Annotated in this window: 16 protein-coding genes; 6 read left to right on the top strand and 10 right to left on the bottom strand. The window is 69.0% G+C overall.

The genetic code is table 11. The annotated features are described in order from the left end of the window. Positions 1 to 3: 3 nt before the first annotated feature. Both ACFY5A_RS07975 and ACFY5A_RS07970 read right to left on the bottom strand, forming a co-directional pair. On the bottom strand, positions 4 to 738 hold the full coding sequence (locus ACFY5A_RS07975; protein ID WP_387232987.1) for a DUF2071 domain-containing protein: 735 nt from the start codon (positions 736 to 738) through the stop codon (positions 4 to 6). Beyond that, positions 735 to 1073, bottom strand: a complete 339-nt coding sequence (locus tag ACFY5A_RS07970) for a metalloregulator ArsR/SmtB family transcription factor (RefSeq protein WP_341940391.1) — start codon at positions 1071 to 1073, stop codon at positions 735 to 737. Before ACFY5A_RS07970 ends, ACFY5A_RS07975 begins: the two co-directional genes overlap by 4 nt. 69 nt (positions 1074 to 1142) lie before the next feature. Here ACFY5A_RS07970 and ACFY5A_RS07965 point away from each other — a divergent pair, with 69 nt between their 5' ends. Both ACFY5A_RS07965 and ACFY5A_RS07960 read left to right on the top strand, forming a co-directional pair. Continuing rightward, positions 1143 to 1664 carry a hypothetical protein gene (locus ACFY5A_RS07965; RefSeq protein WP_341940392.1) on the top strand — a complete coding sequence of 174 codons (522 nt, stop codon included), beginning with the start codon at positions 1143 to 1145 and terminating at the stop codon, positions 1662 to 1664. 245 nt (positions 1665 to 1909) lie between these two features. Further along, a complete protein-coding gene (locus ACFY5A_RS07960) occupies positions 1910 to 3364 on the top strand; it encodes a cell division initiation protein (protein WP_105673964.1) in 1455 nt (484 codons plus the stop codon). Between the two features lie 120 nt (positions 3365 to 3484). Here ACFY5A_RS07960 and ACFY5A_RS07955 read toward each other — a convergent pair whose 3' ends face one another. The 6 genes from ACFY5A_RS07955 to ACFY5A_RS07930 all read right to left on the bottom strand — a co-directional run bounded on the left by ACFY5A_RS07955 (position 3485) and on the right by ACFY5A_RS07930 (position 8576). Continuing rightward, positions 3485 to 4081, bottom strand: coding sequence for a DUF998 domain-containing protein (locus tag ACFY5A_RS07955; protein ID WP_387232982.1), 597 nt, complete (start codon positions 4079 to 4081; stop codon positions 3485 to 3487). Then, complete coding sequence (locus ACFY5A_RS07950; RefSeq protein WP_341940395.1) at positions 4078 to 4515, bottom strand: MarR family transcriptional regulator; 438 nt, start codon at positions 4513 to 4515, stop codon at positions 4078 to 4080. Before ACFY5A_RS07950 ends, ACFY5A_RS07955 begins: the two co-directional genes overlap by 4 nt. Before the next feature lie 101 nt (positions 4516 to 4616). Then, positions 4617 to 5738 (bottom strand): acyl-CoA desaturase, encoded by a 1122-nt coding sequence (locus ACFY5A_RS07945; protein WP_308116193.1) that lies wholly within the window; start codon positions 5736 to 5738, stop codon positions 4617 to 4619. A gap of 106 nt (positions 5739 to 5844) precedes the next feature. After that, entirely contained in the window at positions 5845 to 6129 is a 285-nt protein-coding gene (locus tag ACFY5A_RS07940) for a hypothetical protein (protein ID WP_341940396.1), read from the bottom strand. A 233-nt stretch (positions 6130 to 6362) separates the two neighbouring features. Next, positions 6363 to 7319 (bottom strand): intradiol ring-cleavage dioxygenase, encoded by a 957-nt coding sequence (locus ACFY5A_RS07935; RefSeq protein ID WP_387232978.1) that lies wholly within the window; start codon positions 7317 to 7319, stop codon positions 6363 to 6365. Positions 7320 to 7409: 90 nt separating this feature from the next. Beyond that, complete coding sequence (locus ACFY5A_RS07930; protein ID WP_387232975.1) at positions 7410 to 8576, bottom strand: low temperature requirement protein A; 1167 nt, start codon at positions 8574 to 8576, stop codon at positions 7410 to 7412. Positions 8577 to 8890: 314 nt separating this feature from the next. Here ACFY5A_RS07930 and ACFY5A_RS07925 point away from each other — a divergent pair, with 314 nt between their 5' ends. Genes ACFY5A_RS07925 through ACFY5A_RS07910 form a run of 4 tightly spaced genes read left to right on the top strand, consistent with a single transcriptional unit; the run spans position 8891 to position 13740 of the window. After that, complete coding sequence (locus tag ACFY5A_RS07925; protein ID WP_341940399.1) at positions 8891 to 10423, top strand: sugar transferase; 1533 nt, start codon at positions 8891 to 8893, stop codon at positions 10421 to 10423. 5 nt (positions 10424 to 10428) lie between these two features. Then, on the top strand, positions 10429 to 11595 hold the full coding sequence (locus ACFY5A_RS07920; protein ID WP_387232972.1) for a DUF1972 domain-containing protein: 1167 nt from the start codon (positions 10429 to 10431) through the stop codon (positions 11593 to 11595). After that, a complete protein-coding gene (locus ACFY5A_RS07915) occupies positions 11589 to 12722 on the top strand; it encodes a glycosyltransferase (protein ID WP_387232969.1) in 1134 nt (377 codons plus the stop codon). Before ACFY5A_RS07920 ends, ACFY5A_RS07915 begins: the two co-directional genes overlap by 7 nt. A 4-nt stretch (positions 12723 to 12726) precedes the next feature. After that, positions 12727 to 13740, top strand: a complete 1014-nt coding sequence (locus ACFY5A_RS07910) for an acyltransferase family protein (protein ID WP_387232966.1) — start codon at positions 12727 to 12729, stop codon at positions 13738 to 13740. 22 nt (positions 13741 to 13762) lie between these two features. Here the strand turns inward: ACFY5A_RS07910 and ACFY5A_RS07905 are convergent, their stop codons facing one another. Together ACFY5A_RS07905 and ACFY5A_RS07900 are read right to left on the bottom strand one after the other, a co-directional pair. After that, a complete protein-coding gene (locus ACFY5A_RS07905) occupies positions 13763 to 16963 on the bottom strand; it encodes a right-handed parallel beta-helix repeat-containing protein (RefSeq protein WP_387232963.1) in 3201 nt (1066 codons plus the stop codon). A gap of 79 nt (positions 16964 to 17042) precedes the next feature. Further along, positions 17043 to 18416, bottom strand: a complete 1374-nt coding sequence (locus ACFY5A_RS07900) for a polysaccharide biosynthesis tyrosine autokinase (RefSeq protein WP_387232960.1) — start codon at positions 18414 to 18416, stop codon at positions 17043 to 17045. Positions 18417 to 18516: the final 100 nt, after the last annotated feature.

Below are 18516 nucleotides of genomic sequence, written 5' to 3'. Positions count from 1 at the left end.
ATGCTAGCCCTGGACGACCACCGCGACGGGGGTCACACTGCTGGGCTGAGGTGCGGACAGCACGACGGGGAGGTCGCGCATGACGACCACGCTGTCGAAGACCGCGGCGCCCTCGGGGAGCGCGTCGAAGAACGACGACCGCAGGCTGTACAGCCGTGCGCCCTCCACGGCCCACTCGTCCGAGGCGAGGGCGACGGGCTCGACCTCGCGACCGTCGTGGCGGTACGACCAGCCGATGCGTCCGGCGCGGTAGAACTCCGACGCCTCGTCGACCGAGTCGAAGAAGCCGCTCGTCCACTCCCCGCCCACCTCCACGTCGGCGGCGATGCTGTGGGCGCCGGCATCCATCGTCAGGGCGTAACGGCCGCTCCCCTCACGGGTCGTGAAACGCGCCCGGTGATGCACGCCGGGGAAGAGCCGCCCGCCGAACAGCACCGGATGCCACGCCGAGCTGTGCCGCTCGAAGATGAAGACGCCCTGTTCCGTCCCCTCCGGGCCGTCCCACTCGACGGCGATGCGGTGGGCGGCGTTCTCCGAACGGAGCCCCCACCGCGGAGCGAACCATCGCGGCCGGATCGCCTCCAGTCCCAGCACGCAGACTCCGGCGAGCGCGGAGCCGTCGACGAGCTGCGGGCGGAACCCTTCGGGGAGCAGTGACGCCGCGACAGCGGGATCGACACGGTAGCTGATCAGGAGGCGTCGACGCAGCTGCGCCCGCACACCCCTCACGATGCTCATGCGGGAAGCCGGTCCTCCGCGGGAGCGGCGGTACGGCGCTTGCGCACCTCGCGCAGCACGATCTGCTCGGGGCACACCGCCGAGAGGAAGTCCCCCACTGACGAGGCCAGCCGATCGGTGACGGCGGAGTAGAGGATGCGGTTGGCATCGCGTCGCTCGGTGACGAGTCCGGCCTCGCGCAGCACGCGGAGATGCCGCGAGATCGTCGGCCCGCTCGCCGCGAACCTCGCCGCGATCTCACCGGCCGCGAGCTCGCCGTCCTTGAGATCCTGCAGGATCTGCCGACGCGTCGGATGCGCCAGTGCCTCGAAGACGCTCGTCACCTCATCGCTCATGTTCGCAATCTAGCACTGCTGCTAAATAGGAGCAATGACGGACGTCCTCCGCTCCCGTAGATTTGTCGCGTGGACGGCACGCTCTTCTTCGCCATCGTGATCGTCGGGCTGGTGGTCCTGATGTTCTTCCTCCCCGGCTGGATCCGGCGCTCGTCGCGCTCAGCGGGAGACCGTGCAGGGCACAAGGTCGCCACGTCGCAGAACGAGAGGCTCCTCGCCGAGCTGGGCACGCCCCTGGTGATCCACGCGCCCGCGACCGTGGCGCGCGAGATCGTCGACCGCGTCGTCTTGCAGCAGCCGCGCCGGTTCACGCCGCTCGACGGCGGCGCCTACGGCATCCGCTTCGTCGAACCGGACGACGCCGTCGTTCACCTCGTCGACGATCCAGACGGCACACGGATGCAGATCGAGCGGACACGCGAGCACCTGGGGATGCCGCAGAACCTCGAGTTCTGGCGCGACCTCCGCTCCCGCGTCGCCTCGGGCGCCGGGGCTCAGGACATCTCGGTCGCCGACGGCGTCCGCGTCGAGTACTCGCGCAACACCGGACAACCCGCCGTCTGGAGGATCGTCCGCGAGGAGCGCTCATGAACGTCGGCGTCATCGGGCTCGGCCGCGCGCTGTTCGCCGATGCCGCAGCCACGGTCCCTGACGAGGACATGATCGCTGTGATCACGGCGATCGCGCGTCAGAACTGACTGCACAACTCACAGGCAGCGCGGCTAGGCTGGATGACAGCGCCATCGCAGGTCTTCGCGGTGCGCGTGCCCCTCCTCCTCAGGCCTGCGCGGCCCCACGACCGGTCTGCGCCACGGCCCCGCCAGAAAGGCCGACCCATGAGCGAAACTCCCGCCGACAACGACTTCTTCGACAAGCTGATCGAGGAGACTCCGAAGGACCAGTCCTCGACCGGCGGGTTCACCGCCTCGTTCCGCGGCTACGACAAGGCCGAGGTCGACTCGGCCCTGAGCTCCCTGCGCAACCAGCTGCAGCAGCTGAAGGCCGACCTCGCCGATGCCGAGGCACGCCACGAAGACGCCCTGGAGTCGGTGCGGTCCGAGGAGCGCTCCGCCCGCGAGGTGCTCGAGGCCGAGCTCACCGCCGCGAAGGCGCAGGCAGCGGATGCCGAGCAGCAGGTCTCCACCCTGACTAACGAACTCGTCGACGCGCCCCGGCCCGAGGGCAAGGACGCACCCTCGCGCGAGCAGTTCGAGGCGATCCTGCGCGTGGCGGAGGAGCAGGCCAACGTCCTCATCCAGAACGCCGCGGTGCAGGCCGACCGTCTGATGGCCGCCGCCCGCGAGGAGGTCGCCGCGCAGCGCGCCGAGGCCGACGCCGACGCGACGCGCATCATCGCGCACGCCCAGCATGACGCCGACCAGATCCGTCTGAAGATCGACACCGAGTTCACGGCGCACGAGGCCCGCCTCGAGCGCGAGTCGGCGCACGCCGCCGAGAAGGTGCACCAGGCGTCGCAGGAGGCCACCGCCATCCGCACCGAGGCCGAGAAGGGCGCCGCCGCCCTCCGTTCGCTCGTCACGCGCGAGACCGAGCAGCTGCGCGCGGACGCCGAGCGCGAGGTGCGCGAGATGAACGCGCGCGTCCTCGAGTTCGAGGAGACGCTCACTCGCCGCCAGGACGACGCTCAGCAGGAGTTCCTCGTGCTGCACAACCAGGCCGTCGCCCACGCCGAGCGCATCACCACCGATGCGAACGAGCAGGTCGCCGCCTCGCTCGACCACGCCCAGCGGATCTCCGCGAAGGCCGATGACTACGAGCGCCTGATGCGCACGCAGGCATCCGCGATCGAAGCCGACGCGCAGGTGCGGGCCCGTGACACGCTCGACCGTGCTCGGGTCAAGTCGCAGAAGATCGTCGACTCGGTCACCACGCACACGTCCACCGTGCTGCGGGACGCCGAGGACCACGCGCGTCAACTGCGCTGGCAGCAGCAGCAGCTCGCCAGCTTCATGGCCGAGGTGCGCGAGATGATCCGTCCGGAGGGCGTGTTCAGCGACGAGTCTCCTGCGTCGGCCCCGAAGGCGGATGCCGCGGTGGCCGTCGCCGGTGCGACCGAGGTTGCCGCAGCGGCCGCCTCCGACGACGTCGAGATCGACGACGTCGACGACGAGGTCGAGACCTTCGAGGCCGAGATCATCGAGGCGGAGCCCGCCGACGTGTTCCTCGGCGACGAGGTCCTCGAGGACGAACTGCTCGACGACGAGGCCGCCACCATCGACGGCAAGATCACCATCGACGTGGTCGACGCCGAGGAGTCGACCACCCGCTGATCGACATCTTCGCCCAGAGGGGGTGCGAGCGGTCTTCCGCTCGCACCCCCTCTGGCGTTCCGCTCTCCGATCCGATCGCTGCCCGGTCCGCGGCGTGGGCACGGCCGCCCCTGGGCCCCGTCAGCCGAGAAGCAGCATGATCGCGACGATCAGGTAGAACACGTTCACCGCGACGATGAACACCCGCTCGGCGATGCCGAAGGTCCGGGAGCGGAGCCACGGCAGCACGAGCGAGGCGATCAATGCCACGAGCGCCACCATCGTCACCACGCTGAGCACCGAGAGCGTCGCCGCCAGACCACCGCCGACCGTGCTCTCCGCAAGCCTGACGAAGTTGCCCATGCACGAGTAGCTGATCGCGAACCACGCCACGGCGGCCAGCATGTGCAGGCGCCCGATCGTGGTCATCTCCTCGCCCTCGAGCGTGGTCGGCACGAACGGCAGGGCGACGAAGATCACTGCGAGAACGCCGAGCCAGGCGGCGACCCCCACTCGGTCGCTCCACTCGGGGAGCCCGAACCAGACCGCAGCGGCGAGCGCGCCCCACCCGCCGGCGGTGGTCCAGGTCATGATCGAGCTGAGCGTGCGAGTGCGCCCGACCGCATAGTCGCTGACCGCGTGCTTCACGGGCGAGTAGTCGCTGCGCACGATGTGCAGGGCGACGAACATGCCGAGCCTGGCCGTCCAGAGGGCGGCGGCGAGTACGGCGAAGATCATGAGGGCTCCTCTGTGGTCGCGGCACGCACCAGGCGCACCTCGTCATGCAGGGTGCGGATGACGCCTGCGAGGTGAAGGGGGTCGATGCCGATCGTGCGGGCGTTGCGATCGAGAGAGTCTCCGAGCAGTTCGGCGCATTTCTTCTGCAGCGCGTGCCCCGCGTCGGTCGCGCGCAGGCGGCGGATGTTGCCCGCCCTCTCGGGCGCGATGTTCTCGACGAGTCCGTCGCGCAGCATGGCCCTTACCAGGCCGCTCGCAGCGGGCTCGCTGACCCCCAGCCCTCTGGCGAGGTCACGTCCGGTGAGCCCCGGGTGCTCGCACACGATCACCAGGGCGACGTAGCGGCTGTAGCTCAGCCCTTCAGGCTTCAGCATCCGCTCCGCCCACCTGTCGAGCGTGCGGACCAGATCGTGCAGTTCGTAGGCGAGATCCATGATCGGTAACTTAATACCTTAAGTTACCGATCGCACGCAGAGGATGCAGAAGGGGCGCGACCGGCCGAAGCCGATCGCGCCCCTGTCAGGCAGGACTCTCGCTACGCACGCCCGAACTGGGCGACCGCGGGGCAGTCGAAGGGATCAGCGCCGGCGGCCAGGCCCACGCGGTTCAGGTACTCGATGACGATCGCGTACGAGCGGCCGAGGCTGGTCTCCGTGTACGGCACGTCGTTCGCCGCGCAGTAGTCGCGCACGATCTCCCGAGCCTTGGACAGGTGCGGTCGCGGCATGTTCGGGAACAGGTGGTGCTCCACCTGGTAGTTGAGTCCGCCCATGAGCGTCGTCGCCCACCAGCCTCCGCGGATGTTGCGGGAGGTGCGGACCTGCTTCGTGAAGAAGTCCAGTCGAGCGCTCGGGTCGATGATCGGCATGCCCTTGTGGTTCGGCGCGAAGGAGGCGCCCATGTACACGCCGAAGACGGCGAGCTGCACGCCCATGAAGGCGAACGCCATGCCGAGCGGCAGCATCAGGAACACCGGCACGAGGATGATCGCGAAGCGCAGGGCGATGATGCCCAGCTCGGTCCAGCGTCCCTTGACGTTCTTCTTGGTCATGAGGTGCTTGAGGCCGATGTAGTGCAGATTCAGGCCCTCGAGCGTCAGCAGTGGGAAGAAGAGCCACCCCTGCTTGCGGGTGATCAGCTTGATGAGGCCGCGCGACTTCGCAGCATCCGTCTCCAGGAAGGAGATCGTGTCGACCTCGATGTCGGGGTCCTTGCCGACCTGGTTGGGGTTTCCGTGGTGCTTGGTGTGCTTGGAGTCCCACCAGGAGTAGCTCATGCCGATGCTGCCGGCGAGGATGCGGGCGAGCCGGAAGTTCGCGGGGCCCGTGCTGAGGATCTGGCGGTGCGCCGCCTCATGGGAGAGGAACGCGATCTGCGTGAAGATGAGCCCGAGCGCGCCGGCGATCAGGAGCTGGAACCAGCTGTCGCCGAGCAGGATGAAGCCCGTGACGGCACCGCCGAGTGCGAGCAGGATGCCCGTGCCGACGAGGATGTAGAACCAGCGGGCGCGCTGGAGCAGCCCGGTCTCCCTCACGACCTGCGACACCTGCTTGTAGGCGTGCGCCATTGGCGGGAACTCCGCGTTGCCGGAGTACGTCTGCCGGATCGGTCCGAGCGTGGCGGTTGCGGCGGTCTTATCGACCTGTGTGATGGAGATGGTGCTCTCCTGTCGATCGGGAGCCCTTGAGCTATGGAAGCCAAGGGCGGATGCCGATCGCTAACCTCAGGCTAGACCTGTCCGCATACGCCGAACGGCATACGATTCAGGCCCTGGCGCGCCGCGGACGGCGCGGCAGCGCGCGAGGAAGGCTCAGGGGAAACGTCGGCGCGCGATGCGCCGACTCCTGAGCCTCCTCCAGCGCCAGGAACGCGTCGTCGAGGGTCGTGAAGGATCCGATCTCGGTGCCGCGGTTGTCGCGGACGAGATGGGCGGTGCCGTCGAACTCGACGAAGCCGGCGAACTCACCGTCACGCGTCGCGACGTGCACATCATCGTCGGCCTGCTTCCAGGTCAACGGGTCGAACGGAGGAAAGGTGGTGTTGCTCATGGTGGTGCTCATTGCTTTGTGGCGGGCGCGCAGGCGCACCGCAGATTTCGTGAGATCGAGGGCAGACTGCGCACGCGTCGATGCATGCGGTCCGTAATGGCCCTGATCAATGGCGACGTGTCGGCCGAGAGGGGCAAATCACACACGTTGCATCTTCACTATAGCAGATCGGTTCTCTCGCCGCTCAGCCCCCGACGGAGCACATCGCCGGGAGTCACTCTCGTCGCGGGTTCTCAGTGCACGGGAGGCGTGCCGCCGGCTCCCCCACCCCCGGACGGCGCAGAGCCCGCCGTCGGCGCCGTCGTGGTGTCGACGCGGACGACGAGGGTCGCCGTGTACCCGTTCGACACATCTCCCGTCACCGTGGCCAGCTGCGAGGCGCCCGAGTTGTCTCCGAACACGTTGTCGCTCGCGAGAGTGACCTGTCCGAGGTTCTGCGCCGATCCGTCGTAGGCGGACTCCCGGTAGACCTCGGTGCTCGACGACACGGGCATCGCCATCTGCGAGGTCGCGATGGCGTTCGCGGAGTCGTCGATCGAGCCGACATCGGGGTAGACCTCGAAGTGGATGTGCGGCCAGCGTCCCGAGTAGCAGCCGGGGTAGACGGACATGAAGGAGACCTTCCCGTCGGCATCCGCCACCTGCACGCCGCGCAGGTACGTGACGTCCTCGAGCCCTTCCGAGTACATCGAGTACTCGCCCTGCGCCGTGCAGTGCCAGGCGTAGACCGCGACGCCCTCGAAGGGCTTGTCGCCGTTCGCCATGTCGAGCACCTGGAACTCGAACGTCAGCGGAACGCCCTCCGCGGTGGCCGAACCGTCGATCGAGGTCCTGATGTCCTGCCGCACGATGCCGGACTCCTCCAGAACATCGGGCCCGTTCGAGCCGTCGCCGGGGTACGGCCCCGCCGTCTCGTCGGGGATCTCCCCACTCGATGTCCCGGTCGTCGCCGAGTCGCCTCCGGTCCCGGTCGTCGCGGTGGTCGAGCTCGACACGGCCGGGGCGCATGCCGCGAGCACGACCGCGCCCACGCCGATCCCTGCGAGGCCGAGCACGCCGCGACGGCTGATCAGGGTGCGGATGTCGAACGGCGCCCCCTGATCGACGACCTCCTCGTCGGGGTGATCGAGCAGGCGCCCTTCGTAGGCGGGGCCGTTCGGGGTCGGTGTCGGCTCGGGGATACGGCTCATGATCTGGCTCCTCTCGTGCGCACGTCTGGTGTGCTGTCACCAGGTTCGCGGAGGAGTCGAGCAGGACCCTTTGCCTCTTCTCTGCGGAATCTATGAACGCGCGACGGGAGGCCGGAGCACGAGGGTGACCACGATCCCCACCATGACGACGGCGGTGATGGCGACCGACGTGGGGAGCACCGCGTCGATCAGCACCAGCGCGGCGCCGATCGGGACGACCGTGTTGACGACACGATCGGCGTTGTCGCGGATGGCGACCCACCACACGCCGAGCAGGAAGACCGCGATCGGGATGGACACCGTGAGCGAGGCGGCGATCGCCGACAGGTGGCTCTCGTGGGTGAGCACGCCGAGCTGCACCTCGATACCCGCCGAGAACGCCGCAGCCGCAGCGAAGACGAAGTAGTGGGTGTACCCGTACCGCAGCGAGCTCCGGAACGTCGTGATGGCGCGGTGGTGGGGCGGCCAGAAGTAGATCCACCACAGGGATGCCGTCACCACGAGCGTCAGCACCGAGATGCCGATCAGCGGCCCGAGGGCGTCGACCTCGTCGATCGCCGTGATGATCGCGTTCGCGGAGGCGAGCAGGCTCTCGCCGAGCACGATGAGGGTGAACAGTCCGTAGCGCTCGGTGATGTGGTGCGGGTGCCACGGCGTCTGATAGCGAAACTCGGCGAACACGGGTACGCAGATCTCGATGAGGGCGAACACGATGAAGGCGATGAGCTGCAGCGGTCCACTCGGGATGAGCAGGAAGAGGATCCAGAGGACCTGCACCGCCCCGATCCCCACCGCGTACCGGACGGTGGCGGCGCGCAGCGGCCCCTCGCTCGAGCGGCTGGCGCGCAGCCACTGCGCGATCATCGCGAACCGCATCACGATGTAGCCGATCACGGGCACGGTGAAGTTGCCGGCGAAGGCCTGCGGGATGCCGGCGGCCAGGATCAGCACGCCGCCCATCTGGACGATCGTCGTGACGCGGTACAGCCAATCGTCGGTGTCGAACGAGGTGGCGAACCACGTGAAGTTCATCCACGCCCACCAGATCGCGAAGAACACCATCGCGTAGGAGGTGATGCCGTGCGCGAACTCGCCGTGGGCGAGCGCGTGGTGCAGCTCTGCGGAGGCCCTGCTCACGGCGACGACGAACACGAGATCGAAGAAGAGCTCCAGCGAGCTGGCGGCGCGATGCGGCTGGGCCGGGTCTCGCGGGAGCATCCTACTGAGGCGGAATCGCGGTGCGGAGGTGGCGGTCACCGGGTCAGAATAGCGGGCCGAATTCGCACCACAGCGCGTGTTCTGGAATATCGGTTCATCCACTCGTGTGAAATACCTTCCCTCCGCCACCTCCATCCGCTAGAGTGATGTGGTCTGCAGTTCCTGCTGCATGCGAACCCGTGTGGGACGGCGTTCGCGAATCGTGACGTGGGGTCACGATGATCCAGCAGGCCCGAGGGGTCGGGTTGCAGACGCAATGCCGCGAGCGTGGGGTTCGTGGTCTGGGGAACTACTGGGGAAACTATGTCGCACTGGGGATTTCTGCGTACATTCAAGGCTCACGAGGCCTCGGCATGACGTCCGTCGAAGATGCTGTGAGCATCACTCGCACGGGTTCCGTCTTCCTGCCGGTCGCCGCTCCGCGGGCCACCAAGGCGGTCTCACGCACGGTGGTCACACCGCGCGCGTCCGCCACACTCGAGCGACGCCGCCAGTGGGAGCGTCGCTACCGGATGCGACTGCGGATCACGGATGCGGCTGTCATCCTGTTCGCGGTCGGTGTCACAGCAGCGATCCAGCTGATGACCGGTGCCGCGGGGGAAGAGGCCCTGCGTGACGGCATCCTTCTGGGTACGCTCTGGTACCTGACGCTCAGCGTGCTGCACACTCGGGATGCAGCCCTGTTCCGCGCCAGCGCCACCGAGTACCGCGGCGTCGCGAACGCCAGCGGTCTCGCATTCGGGATCATCGCGATGATCGGCGTGCTGCTCGCGTGGCAGCACATGCAGCTCGTCCTGCTCGTCGGACTTCCGGTCGGGCTGCTCGCGCTGCTGATCACGCGCTGGGCGTGGCGCCACTGGCTGGTCGCGCAGCGCGTGCACGGCCGGTTCGCCTCGCGCACACTGGTCGTCGGCAACAGGGACGACGTCGAGTACGTCGTGCGCACCCTGCACCCGATCGGCGCCTCCGGCTACCAGGTCGTCGGCGCCACGCTCCTCGACGGCAACGCGCGCGACGTCGAGGTCGACGGGACCCTGTTCCCCGTGCTCGGCAACGTGAACTCGGTCGCGACCGTGGCCGCAGAGCTCGGGGCCGACACGATCATCGTGGCGAGCCGTCCCGACGGAGACCCCGAGTTCGTCAAGCAGTTGAGCTGGCAGCTGGAGGGCACGGCCTCAGAGCTCGTGCTCTCCAGCCGCCTGACGGACGTCGCGGGCCCCCGCATCTCCTTCGCCCCCGTCGAGGGGCTGCCCCTGATCCAGGTGCAGATCCCGAGCTACGAGGGCGGCCGCCACGTGCTCAAGCGCGCTCTCGACGTCACGGTCGCGACTCTCGCACTGATCCCGATCGGGCTCGTGTCTCTCGTGCTCGTGCCGCTGATCAAGCTCGACTCTCCCGGACCCGCGCTGTTCTTCCAGGAGCGCGTCGGCCGCGACGGCCGTCGCTTCAAGATCGTGAAGTTCCGCTCCATGAAGACGGATGCCGAGCAGCAGCTCGCCGCCCTCAAGGCGCAGAACGAAGGCGCCGGTCTCCTCTTCAAGATGAAGGACGACCCCCGGGTCACCCGCGTCGGCAAGATCCTGCGCAAGCTGTCGCTCGACGAGCTTCCGCAGTTCTGGAACGTGCTCGTCGGCGACATGAGCGTCGTCGGCCCGCGTCCCCCGCTGCCCAGCGAGGTCACCGCGTACGACGGCACGGTCTTCCGCCGCCTCTACATCAAGCCCGGCATCACCGGCCTCTGGCAGGTCTCCGGACGCAGCGACCTGTCGTGGGACGAGAGCGTCCGCCTCGACCTGCGCTACGTCGAGAACTGGTCCGTGATGAACGACCTGCAGATCATGTGGCGCACCGCCAAGGTCATGGTGCAGCCGAGCGGGGCATACTGAGACGCATGAGCAAGGGGAACGCCCTCACCATTGCGATGGTGGGGACACGAGGGGTGCCCGCAGCATACGGCGGATTCGAGACCGCGGTCGAGGAGGTCGGCAGACGACTCGCCGACCGCGGCCACGACGTCGTCGTGTACACGCGCGGTTCGGAGAGCCGTGAGAAGGAGTATCTCGGGATGCGGGTGGTTCACCTCCCCGCCGTCCCGGTGAAGCAGGTCGAGACGCTCAGCCACACCGGGCTGTCGACGCTGCACCTGATGTTCCGACGCCGGCCCGACGCCGCCTTCGTCTTCAACGCGGCGAACTCGCCGTTCCTCCCCTTCCTGCGGCTGCGTCGCGTGCCGACCGCGCTGCACATGGACGGGCTGGAGTGGCGGCGCTCGAAGTGGGGGCCGCGCGGCAAGGCGTACTACCGGTGGGCCGAGCAGTTCGGCGTCCGCAAGGGCGACGCTCTCATCGCCGATGCCCCGGGCATCGCCGACTACTACGCTCACCAGTTCCAGGTCCCGACGGAGATGATCCGCTACGGGGCGCCGATCCTCGACGAGGTCGCCGAGGGACGCGTCGAGGAGCTGGGTCTGAAGCCCGGGGGCTATCACCTCATCGTGGCGCGCTTCGAGCCCGAGAACCACGTGCTCGAGATCGTCGAGGGCTACCGCCGCAGCACCGCGACGCTTCCGCTCGTCGTCGTCGGCTCCGCGCCGTACAGCAGCGAGTACACGCAGAGGATCCAGCAGGCCGCGGCGGGCGATGATCGCATCCGCCTGGTCGGCGGCGTGTACGACCAGGAGCTGCTCGACGCCCTCTACTTCCACGCTCTCACCTACGACCACGGCCACTCGGTCGGAGGCACGAACCCCTCCCTGCTGCGCGCCATGGGCGCCGGCACCGCGGTCATCGCCTTCGACGTGCCCTTCAACCGCGAGGTCCTCGACGGAGACGGGTGGTTCTTCTCCACCCCGACCGACGCCGCGGCCGCCTTCGAAGAGGCCGAAGCCGACATGCAGGCCACGCGCGAGTCCGGCGAGCGCGCCAAGGAGCGGGCTCGGGTCGCGTTCCGCTGGGACGACGTCGCCGACGCCTACGAAGACCTCGCGCGCAGGATCGCGGCAGGGCAGAGCGTGCACCGCGTCGCGCGGCGAGCACGCCGTCGGGCGGAGGAATGGTGACCACGAAGAAGACCGTGCTCGTCGCCCACCCCGGCGCCGAGATGTTCGGCTCCGATCGGATGCTCCTCGAGAGCGTGATCGGGTTCGTCGAGTCGGGGGCGCGTGTCGTCGTCGCCCTGCCCAGCCGTGGGTTGCTCGACGTCGCGCTCCGCGAGGCGGGCGCCGAGGTCGTCATCATCCCCATGCTCGTGCTGCGCAAGGTCCTGCTCACGCCCAAGGGGCTCCCGCGACTGTTCCGCGACATATTCCGCGGGCTCGGTGCGGCGTGGCGGCTCATCGGGAGCATCCGCCCCGACGCCGTCTACGTCTCGACCATCATCATCCCGCAGTGGCCGATCATCGCGCGGCTGCGTCGCACCCGCTCCGTGAGTCACGTGCACGAGGCGGAGGCGTCGGGCAACCGCATCGTGAACGCGCTGCTGTACCTGCCGCACCTGGCCTCTCAGCGCACACTCGTCAACAGCCGTTTCAGCCTCGACACCATCCGACAGGCTCTTCCTGCCCTCGCCCGGCGTGCAGCGGTCGTCTACAACGGAGTGAGCTCCCCCGACGATCCCACCCCGGCGCGAAAGACGGTCGACGGGGCGCTGCGCGTCCTCTACGTCGGACGTCTCTCGCCGCGCAAGGGCCCCGACCTCATCGTGGATGCGGCGTCGGTGCTCCGCTCTCGGGGCGTCGACGCCTCCGTCACCCTGCTCGGAGCCGTCTTCGACGGATACGAGTGGTACGAGCAGCAGCTGCGCGAGCAGGCCGAGAGCACGGGAGTCGATGTGGACTTCGCGGGCTTCCATCCCGATGTGTGGCCGTTCCTCGCCGACGCCGACGTGCTCATCGTGCCCTCGCGCGTCGACGAGCCCTTCGGCAACACGGCGGTCGAGGGCATCCTCGCGCTGCGTCCGGTGATCGCCAGCGACAGCAGCGGCCTTCGCGAAGCGGCCGGCGGGTATCCGACCGCCCAGCTCGTCGTCCCCGACGACGCCGGGGCGATCGCCGACGCGCTGGTCCGCGTCCGCGACGAGTGGGAGCGGATGGTGGACGAGACGCCGGAGTCCCGCGCGGAGGCACTGCGCCGCCACGCACCGGCGATCTACCGCTCCGCCGTCGCCGACGCCGTCATCGCCGACTGAGCCGATGACGTCGCAGCCGCAGACTCGCGAGTCGACCCGCGTCCGCATCGGCTGGATGGATGCCGTGCGGGGCACCGCCATCCTCCTGCTGCTGATCTGGCACGCCAGCGCCGTCCCGGTGCTCTACGGCCAGGAGATGCCCGAGCTCGTCCGCACGGTGAACGAGTTCTTCCTCCCGTACCGGATGCCGACCCTCATGTTCCTGTCGGGGATGCTCCTGCCGCGATCGATCAGCAAGCCCGCGGGGAAGTACTTCGCCGGGAAGTTCGCGATGGTCCTGTGGCCCTACCTTGTCTGGGTCACGATCGCCATGGTGACGTTCCTCGACGAGGGCGCGCCGTGGTGGCACTGGCGCGCCTGGTACGCCACCTCGTACCTGTGGTTCCTGTTCTTCATCGCCGTCTACTACCTGGCGGCCCCGGCGCTGCGTCGCCTGCCTGCGTGGGCGCCGGTGGCGGTCGCCGCCGTGGCGGGCCTCCTCCTGCCCCAGGGCAGCACCGAGCAGCGGCTGGCCTACTTCGCGGTCTTCTTCTTCGCCGGCAACTGGCTCGCACAGCATCCCGATGCGCTGAAGCTCGTCACGCATCGCTGGGCGGCCCTGATCGCGGCGGTGCCCGTCGTGCTCTTCGGAGTGGCCTCGTGCATCTGGCCCGAGCAGCTGCAGTACGCCGTCTGGGGCGCACCCGCCAGCATCGCGGGCACGGTGCTGCTGGCGGCGATCTTCTCGCACCTCACCCGCGGCGGGGAGGGCGTGCGCCTGCTGCAGTTCCTCGGACGCTCCTCGATCATCTACTACGTCAGCCACTTCCCGGTCATGGCGATCCTGTCGATCTGGCTGGGCGGATCGATCGACGGGATGCTGCTCGCGCTGATCAACCTCGTCGCCGCCGCCGCGATCGGCACGGTGCTCGCCGTCTTCAAGAAGCGGGTCCCGATCCGCTGGCTGTTCGAGGCCCCACGACCGCTCCGTCACGCGATCGAGCGGCTGATCACCAGGATCAGCCGCTCGACACGTTGAGTTCGGCGCGGAGCGCCCGGGGTCAGCGCGGCTGAGCCCCGAGCAGCTTCGCCCCCGACGGCAGGCGCGTCTCCGCGGCGATCGCCGTGGGGATCGTCTGCGCGATCGACGAGACCGCCGGCGCCGCGGCGGCCAATGCGGCCGGCGCCGCAGGGACCACCAGCTGATACTCGTCGTCGACGACGGATCCTCCTTCGACGAGCATCGAGTGCGTGTCCTGCCCGGTGGCCGTGCTGAACGCCTTCAGCGTGTTGGTCACCGCGGGATCGCCCGCGGATCCCCGCGACCAGATGCCGAACCACACCGGGGCGGTGACGGCGGGTCGGGAGTAGAGGTTGCCGTCGCTGCGGGCCACGAGCTGACCTCCGGTGAACTCCTTCGAACGGTCCTCGACGCAGATCAGGCAGTTGCCTCCGGCATCCCCCACCACGTTGTTGACGATCACGGTGTTGCGTGTGATCCACGGCACCGTCGGGTCGGGGTTCGGCTGCCGCGGGTCGTGACCCGCGGCGCTCGTGTCGGATGCGCGACGCTTGTCCTGGATGATCGCGATGTTGCGCTGATTGCCGACCGCGGTGTTGTTCCAGATCTGGACGTTGCCGGTGTCGATGATGTAGATGCCGTTCAACGCGTTGTCGGACACGATGTTGTCGGCGATGACCGCCTTCTCCGAGAGCTCGAACACCAGCCCGTTGCCTGTGTTGCCCACGACGTCGTTGCCCGTGAAGGTGATGTCGTAGACGGACTCGTCGAACCAGGGTCCCTGACCGAGGTTGTCGAGGAACGCACTGTCCTTCACCTCGATGTCACGGGACCTCGTGACTTTGAACGCCCCCGACACCGGCGCCCGGTTGAACTGCTGAGCGTTGTTCCCCACCGACAGCAGGTGGTTCACCCGCAGCCCGTCGGCGGTCGATGCGCCCGCACCGAGCAGACCGTTGCCGAGCACGGAGACGCGGGTGAAGGTCGATCGCGGCGACCAGGTGTAGAGGCCGGTGGTCGAGTTGTCGCGGATCGTGACATCGGAGACCGTGACGTCGGCGGCGGCGATGACGACTGTTCCCATCTGGGGCACGCTGGTCGCATAGCGCCGTACGCCGATGCCGCGGAGGACCGTTCCCGCCGAGCGGATCGACAGCGCCTGCGTCAGAGTGCTGGCCTCGACGGGCTTGCCCGACGGGTCCGTTCCCATGACCAGCTGCGAACTGGTCTTGTCGACGTAGAACGTGCCGGCCTTCACCTGCGCACGCGTCGCGACCTCGGTGAGCTGCACCCCGCCGACCCAGAGCTGGTCGGGATGCGCGGCCATCGGGTACTGCGGGTTCACGAACTGCCACCCCGCCGACGTGCCGTCCGGAGCGCCCTTGGTGTAGGTCGGGCTCGCGTCGAGCCTGACGGTCCAGCCGTCCTTGACCCAGACGCCGCCCTCGGCACGCCAGCCGGTCACGGCCTCGGCGCCGTCGAGCCAGACCTCGTCACCCGGGGCCGGCTGGATCGTCACGCGCTTCTGCGGCGGGACGAGCACCTCTTCGTGGTACGAGCCCTTGTGCACGACGATCGTGCCGCCGCTGGGTACCTTGCGCAGCGCCGCGGTGATGGTCTGCATGGGCTGTGACGCCGTGCCGCTGTTGGCGTCGGACCCTGTGCGGGCCACGTGCACCGCGGTCGCAGGCGCGGAGAAGGAGAAGGATCCGGGTGCTGCCGCACCGGCGTCACCGCGCGGGAAGGGCCCGTCGGGGTTCGGGTTCGTCGGAACCTCGGGCTCTGTGGGCTCCGTCGGCTCGGTGGGCTGCTCGGTACCTGCCTTGGCCGCGCGCACGGCGATGGACTCGATCGCGACCTGCGGAGTGCTGCCGCCGCTCGCCGAGTACAGCGCGATGCCGATGCGGCCGCCGTCCTTGACGCGCGCTGCCGAAGCGTCCGTCGCCGACACGTTCCACGCTGCGGGCTCGGCACCGGCCACCGGCCATGCCTTGCCCGAGAGGGTGACGGTCGCGGTGCCGGTCGCCTGGAAGGCGATCCGCAGCTCATCGCCGGCCGCCACCTTGCCCTCGAGTCGGGAGGACGCGAGCACCTCGGCGCTGACGAGCTTCTGCAGCCGGACCAGCTGCAGCTCGGAGCCTCCGTCGGGCATCACGCGCAGGCGGACGGCGTAGGAGGAGTCGCCCACGACGCGGTTCGCCACGCTCAGGTAGATTCCCGAGCCCGCGGTCGGCAGGGCGCGGATGCCGATGTCGGCGGTGACGCGAGAGTCGGCGGCGACCGCGGCCGCAAGAGTCGCGGTGGACGAACGCCCCGCCGCAGGGCTGGAGATGACTCCGGCATCGCCGTCGACGCTGAGGACGGCCGCGCCGGACGCGGTCCACGCCCCGCCCAGATCAGCAGAGCCCCATCCGGTGCCGTTCGTGCGATCGAACTGGTCGCAGGCGAGGTCGCCGTCGGCGCAGCCCTTGCTCGTGCCCGTGTCGGGGAGGGTGCCAGGGGTCGCCGTGACGTCCTGGATCAGGACGGGCGCCACCGCGCCCCCGGTGGAGGCGTACTCGCTCCACGCGAGTCCGCCCGCAGCGGTGATGCGGGTCGCCGAGGAGTCGGACGCCTTCACCTGCCAGTCGGGGCGGGTCTCCCCCGTGGCCCAGGCGCGCGCCTGAAGCTGGACGGGGTTCGTGCCGACGGCGACGACCTCGACCGAGAAGCCGCTGCCCACCGCGTCGCCCAGGGCGATCGTCTTGCCCGACAGCACGGACGCCGTGAAACCGGAGAACGACACGAGCTCGAGCTCGGTGCGCCCGTCGCCGAGAAGGCGCAGCCGGGCCGCATACGAGCGATCGCCGGAGTCGCGCACGTGGGTGCTCAGGTACACGCCGCTCGACGCGGGGAGCTCCGGCACGGATGCCGTCGTCACCAGGTCGACGTCGGCGGCGGTCGTCGCGTTCCAGCGGACCATCCCGGTGCGCCCGGCCGCCGGGGCCGCCAGTGAGGCCGCTCCCTCGGACACGCTCGTGACGGAGGAGGCGGATGCCGTGTAGGCGCCGCCCGCGGGTGCGGAGCCCCAGCCGGAGGCCGAGGTGCGGTCCATGGTGTCGGTGAGGATCGTCCCCGTCGTCGCCGCGTCAGCGCGGGACGTGCCCGTCAGCATCGCGGCGAGCGCGGTGATGACGACGAGGAAGGCGAGGATGCCGTGCGATGCGCGCGCACGACGGAGTCTGGATGGGATGGAAGTCACGTATGAACCGTTCTGTATGCAACAAGACACACCCGTCGCTAACGACAGATGCCCCCATCCGCAGAACAGGGTAGCAGGACTAGCTTGAAGACTTCTCCTGCGCGTAATACGTGGTGCGGCTGCGCGGGAGGCGCACCTTGTTCAGGACGATGCCGATGATGGGCGCGCCCGACCCCTCGAGCGTGCGGATCGTCGCCGCCAGCTGGGGCCTGCTGGTCTTCGACGCGTCGACCACGATGACGACGCCGTCCACGAGAGGCGCGACGAGGTTCGTGTCGGCCACCGTGAGCGCCGGCGGGGAGTCGATCACCACGACGTCGTGCCCCTCGCTGGCGGCGCCGAGGACCTCGGCGAACGCGTGGGAGGTGAGCACGGATGCCGAGTTCGGGGGCACCTCGCCGGAGAGCAGCAGATCGGGTCCGCCCTCGCGCCACGGGATCACCGCGTCGCTGAGCTCGGCGGAGCCGAGGACGACCGATGTGAGCCCGACGGCGGCGTCGAGCCCGAAGATCTCGCCGATGCGCGGGCGCCGGAGATCGGCGTCGATCAGCAGGGTGTTCTCGCCGAGATCGGCGAGGGTGAGGGCGAGGTTCGCCGAGAAGGTCGACTTGCCCTCGGCGGGGGACGCCGACGTGATCAGGAGTCGACGCGACTGCCCGTCGATGTTGGCGAACGCCAGCGACGCCTGCACCCGCCGGAAGTCCTCCGCGATGTGGCTGCGCGGCTCGCGCACCACGATCAGCCCGGCATCCGTCCCCCGCTTGGTGCGGGTGATCGAGCCGAGGTAGGGCAGGTCCGTCACACGGGCGAGCGCCGCCTCGTTGCGCACGCGGGTGTCGGCGATCGTCGCGATGAAGGCGACGAGGATGCCGAGGACGAGACCGAGGACGGCGGCGAGGCCGGCATCCTTGCTCTTGTTGGGCAGCGACTGGAACTGCGGGACCACCGCCTCGTCGATGACGGACGGGACGATGGTCGGCTTCTGGTCGACGCCCTTGGCCACGATCGTCTTCACCGCGCTGGACAGCTCCTCGGAGATCGCGTTGGCGATGTCTGCCGACCGCTTCGCGCTGGTCGACGTCACCTGCACGCTGAGGATGATGGTGTCCTGCGGGATCGTGATCGCGATGCTGCGGACGAGCTCCTTGGGCGTGATGTCGAGCCCGAGCTCGTCGATGACGGGGGCGAGCACGCGCGACGACGTCGCGAGCTGCGCGAAGGAGAGCATCTGCGACTGGGTGTAGGTCGAGCCCTGGTTGAGATCGGTGCCCGTCGTGCCCTGGTTCATCGCGAAGTACAGCGTCGCCGTCGACTGGTACTGCGGCGTCGTCGTCGCCGAGATGCCGTACCCGACGGCTCCCCCGATGATGGCCATGCCGATGATGACGTACCAGAACTTGCGAATCGCAGACCATGCGCTGGCGAGCGACCAACCCGTCGCGTCAGCTTTCATCCGTGCCCCTCCAGTGCCGGCAAGCGTCGCCTCCCCATGTGACGACGTCGCCGAGCGAACGCGGCGCGTTCTCATGGTAGCCGACCGCCTGCGCGAACCC

The sequence above is a fragment of the Microbacterium sp. NPDC012755 genome (assembly GCF_042901325.1).
GTDB classification, from domain to species: domain Bacteria; phylum Actinomycetota; class Actinomycetes; order Actinomycetales; family Microbacteriaceae; genus Microbacterium; species Microbacterium natoriense.
Note: the sequence above shows the minus strand (reverse complement) of the source record. Positions and strands in the feature narration are given on the sequence as shown.

Bases quoted from the DNA above. Each gene is read 5' to 3' on its own strand.
- ACFY5A_RS07975 (WP_387232987.1), bottom strand. From the start codon at position 738: ATGAGCATCGTGAGGGGTGTGCGGGCGCAGCTGCGTCGACGCCTCCTG.
- ACFY5A_RS07970 (WP_341940391.1), bottom strand. From the start codon at position 1,073: ATGAGCGATGAGGTGACGAGCGTCTTCGAGGCACTGGCGCATCCGACG.
- ACFY5A_RS07960 (WP_105673964.1), top strand. From the start codon at position 1,910: ATGAGCGAAACTCCCGCCGACAACGACTTCTTCGACAAGCTGATCGAG.
- ACFY5A_RS07955 (WP_387232982.1), bottom strand. From the start codon at position 4,081: ATGATCTTCGCCGTACTCGCCGCCGCCCTCTGGACGGCCAGGCTCGGC.
- ACFY5A_RS07950 (WP_341940395.1), bottom strand. From the start codon at position 4,515: ATGGATCTCGCCTACGAACTGCACGATCTGGTCCGCACGCTCGACAGG.
- ACFY5A_RS07940 (WP_341940396.1), bottom strand. From the start codon at position 6,129: ATGAGCAACACCACCTTTCCTCCGTTCGACCCGTTGACCTGGAAGCAG.
- ACFY5A_RS07935 (WP_387232978.1), bottom strand. From the start codon at position 7,319: ATGAGCCGTATCCCCGAGCCGACACCGACCCCGAACGGCCCCGCCTAC.
- ACFY5A_RS07925 (WP_341940399.1), top strand. From the start codon at position 8,891: ATGACGTCCGTCGAAGATGCTGTGAGCATCACTCGCACGGGTTCCGTC.
- ACFY5A_RS07920 (WP_387232972.1), top strand. From the start codon at position 10,429: ATGAGCAAGGGGAACGCCCTCACCATTGCGATGGTGGGGACACGAGGG.
- ACFY5A_RS07915 (WP_387232969.1), top strand. From the start codon at position 11,589: ATGGTGACCACGAAGAAGACCGTGCTCGTCGCCCACCCCGGCGCCGAG.
- ACFY5A_RS07910 (WP_387232966.1), top strand. From the start codon at position 12,727: ATGACGTCGCAGCCGCAGACTCGCGAGTCGACCCGCGTCCGCATCGGC.
- ACFY5A_RS07900 (WP_387232960.1), bottom strand. From the start codon at position 18,416: ATGAAAGCTGACGCGACGGGTTGGTCGCTCGCCAGCGCATGGTCTGCG.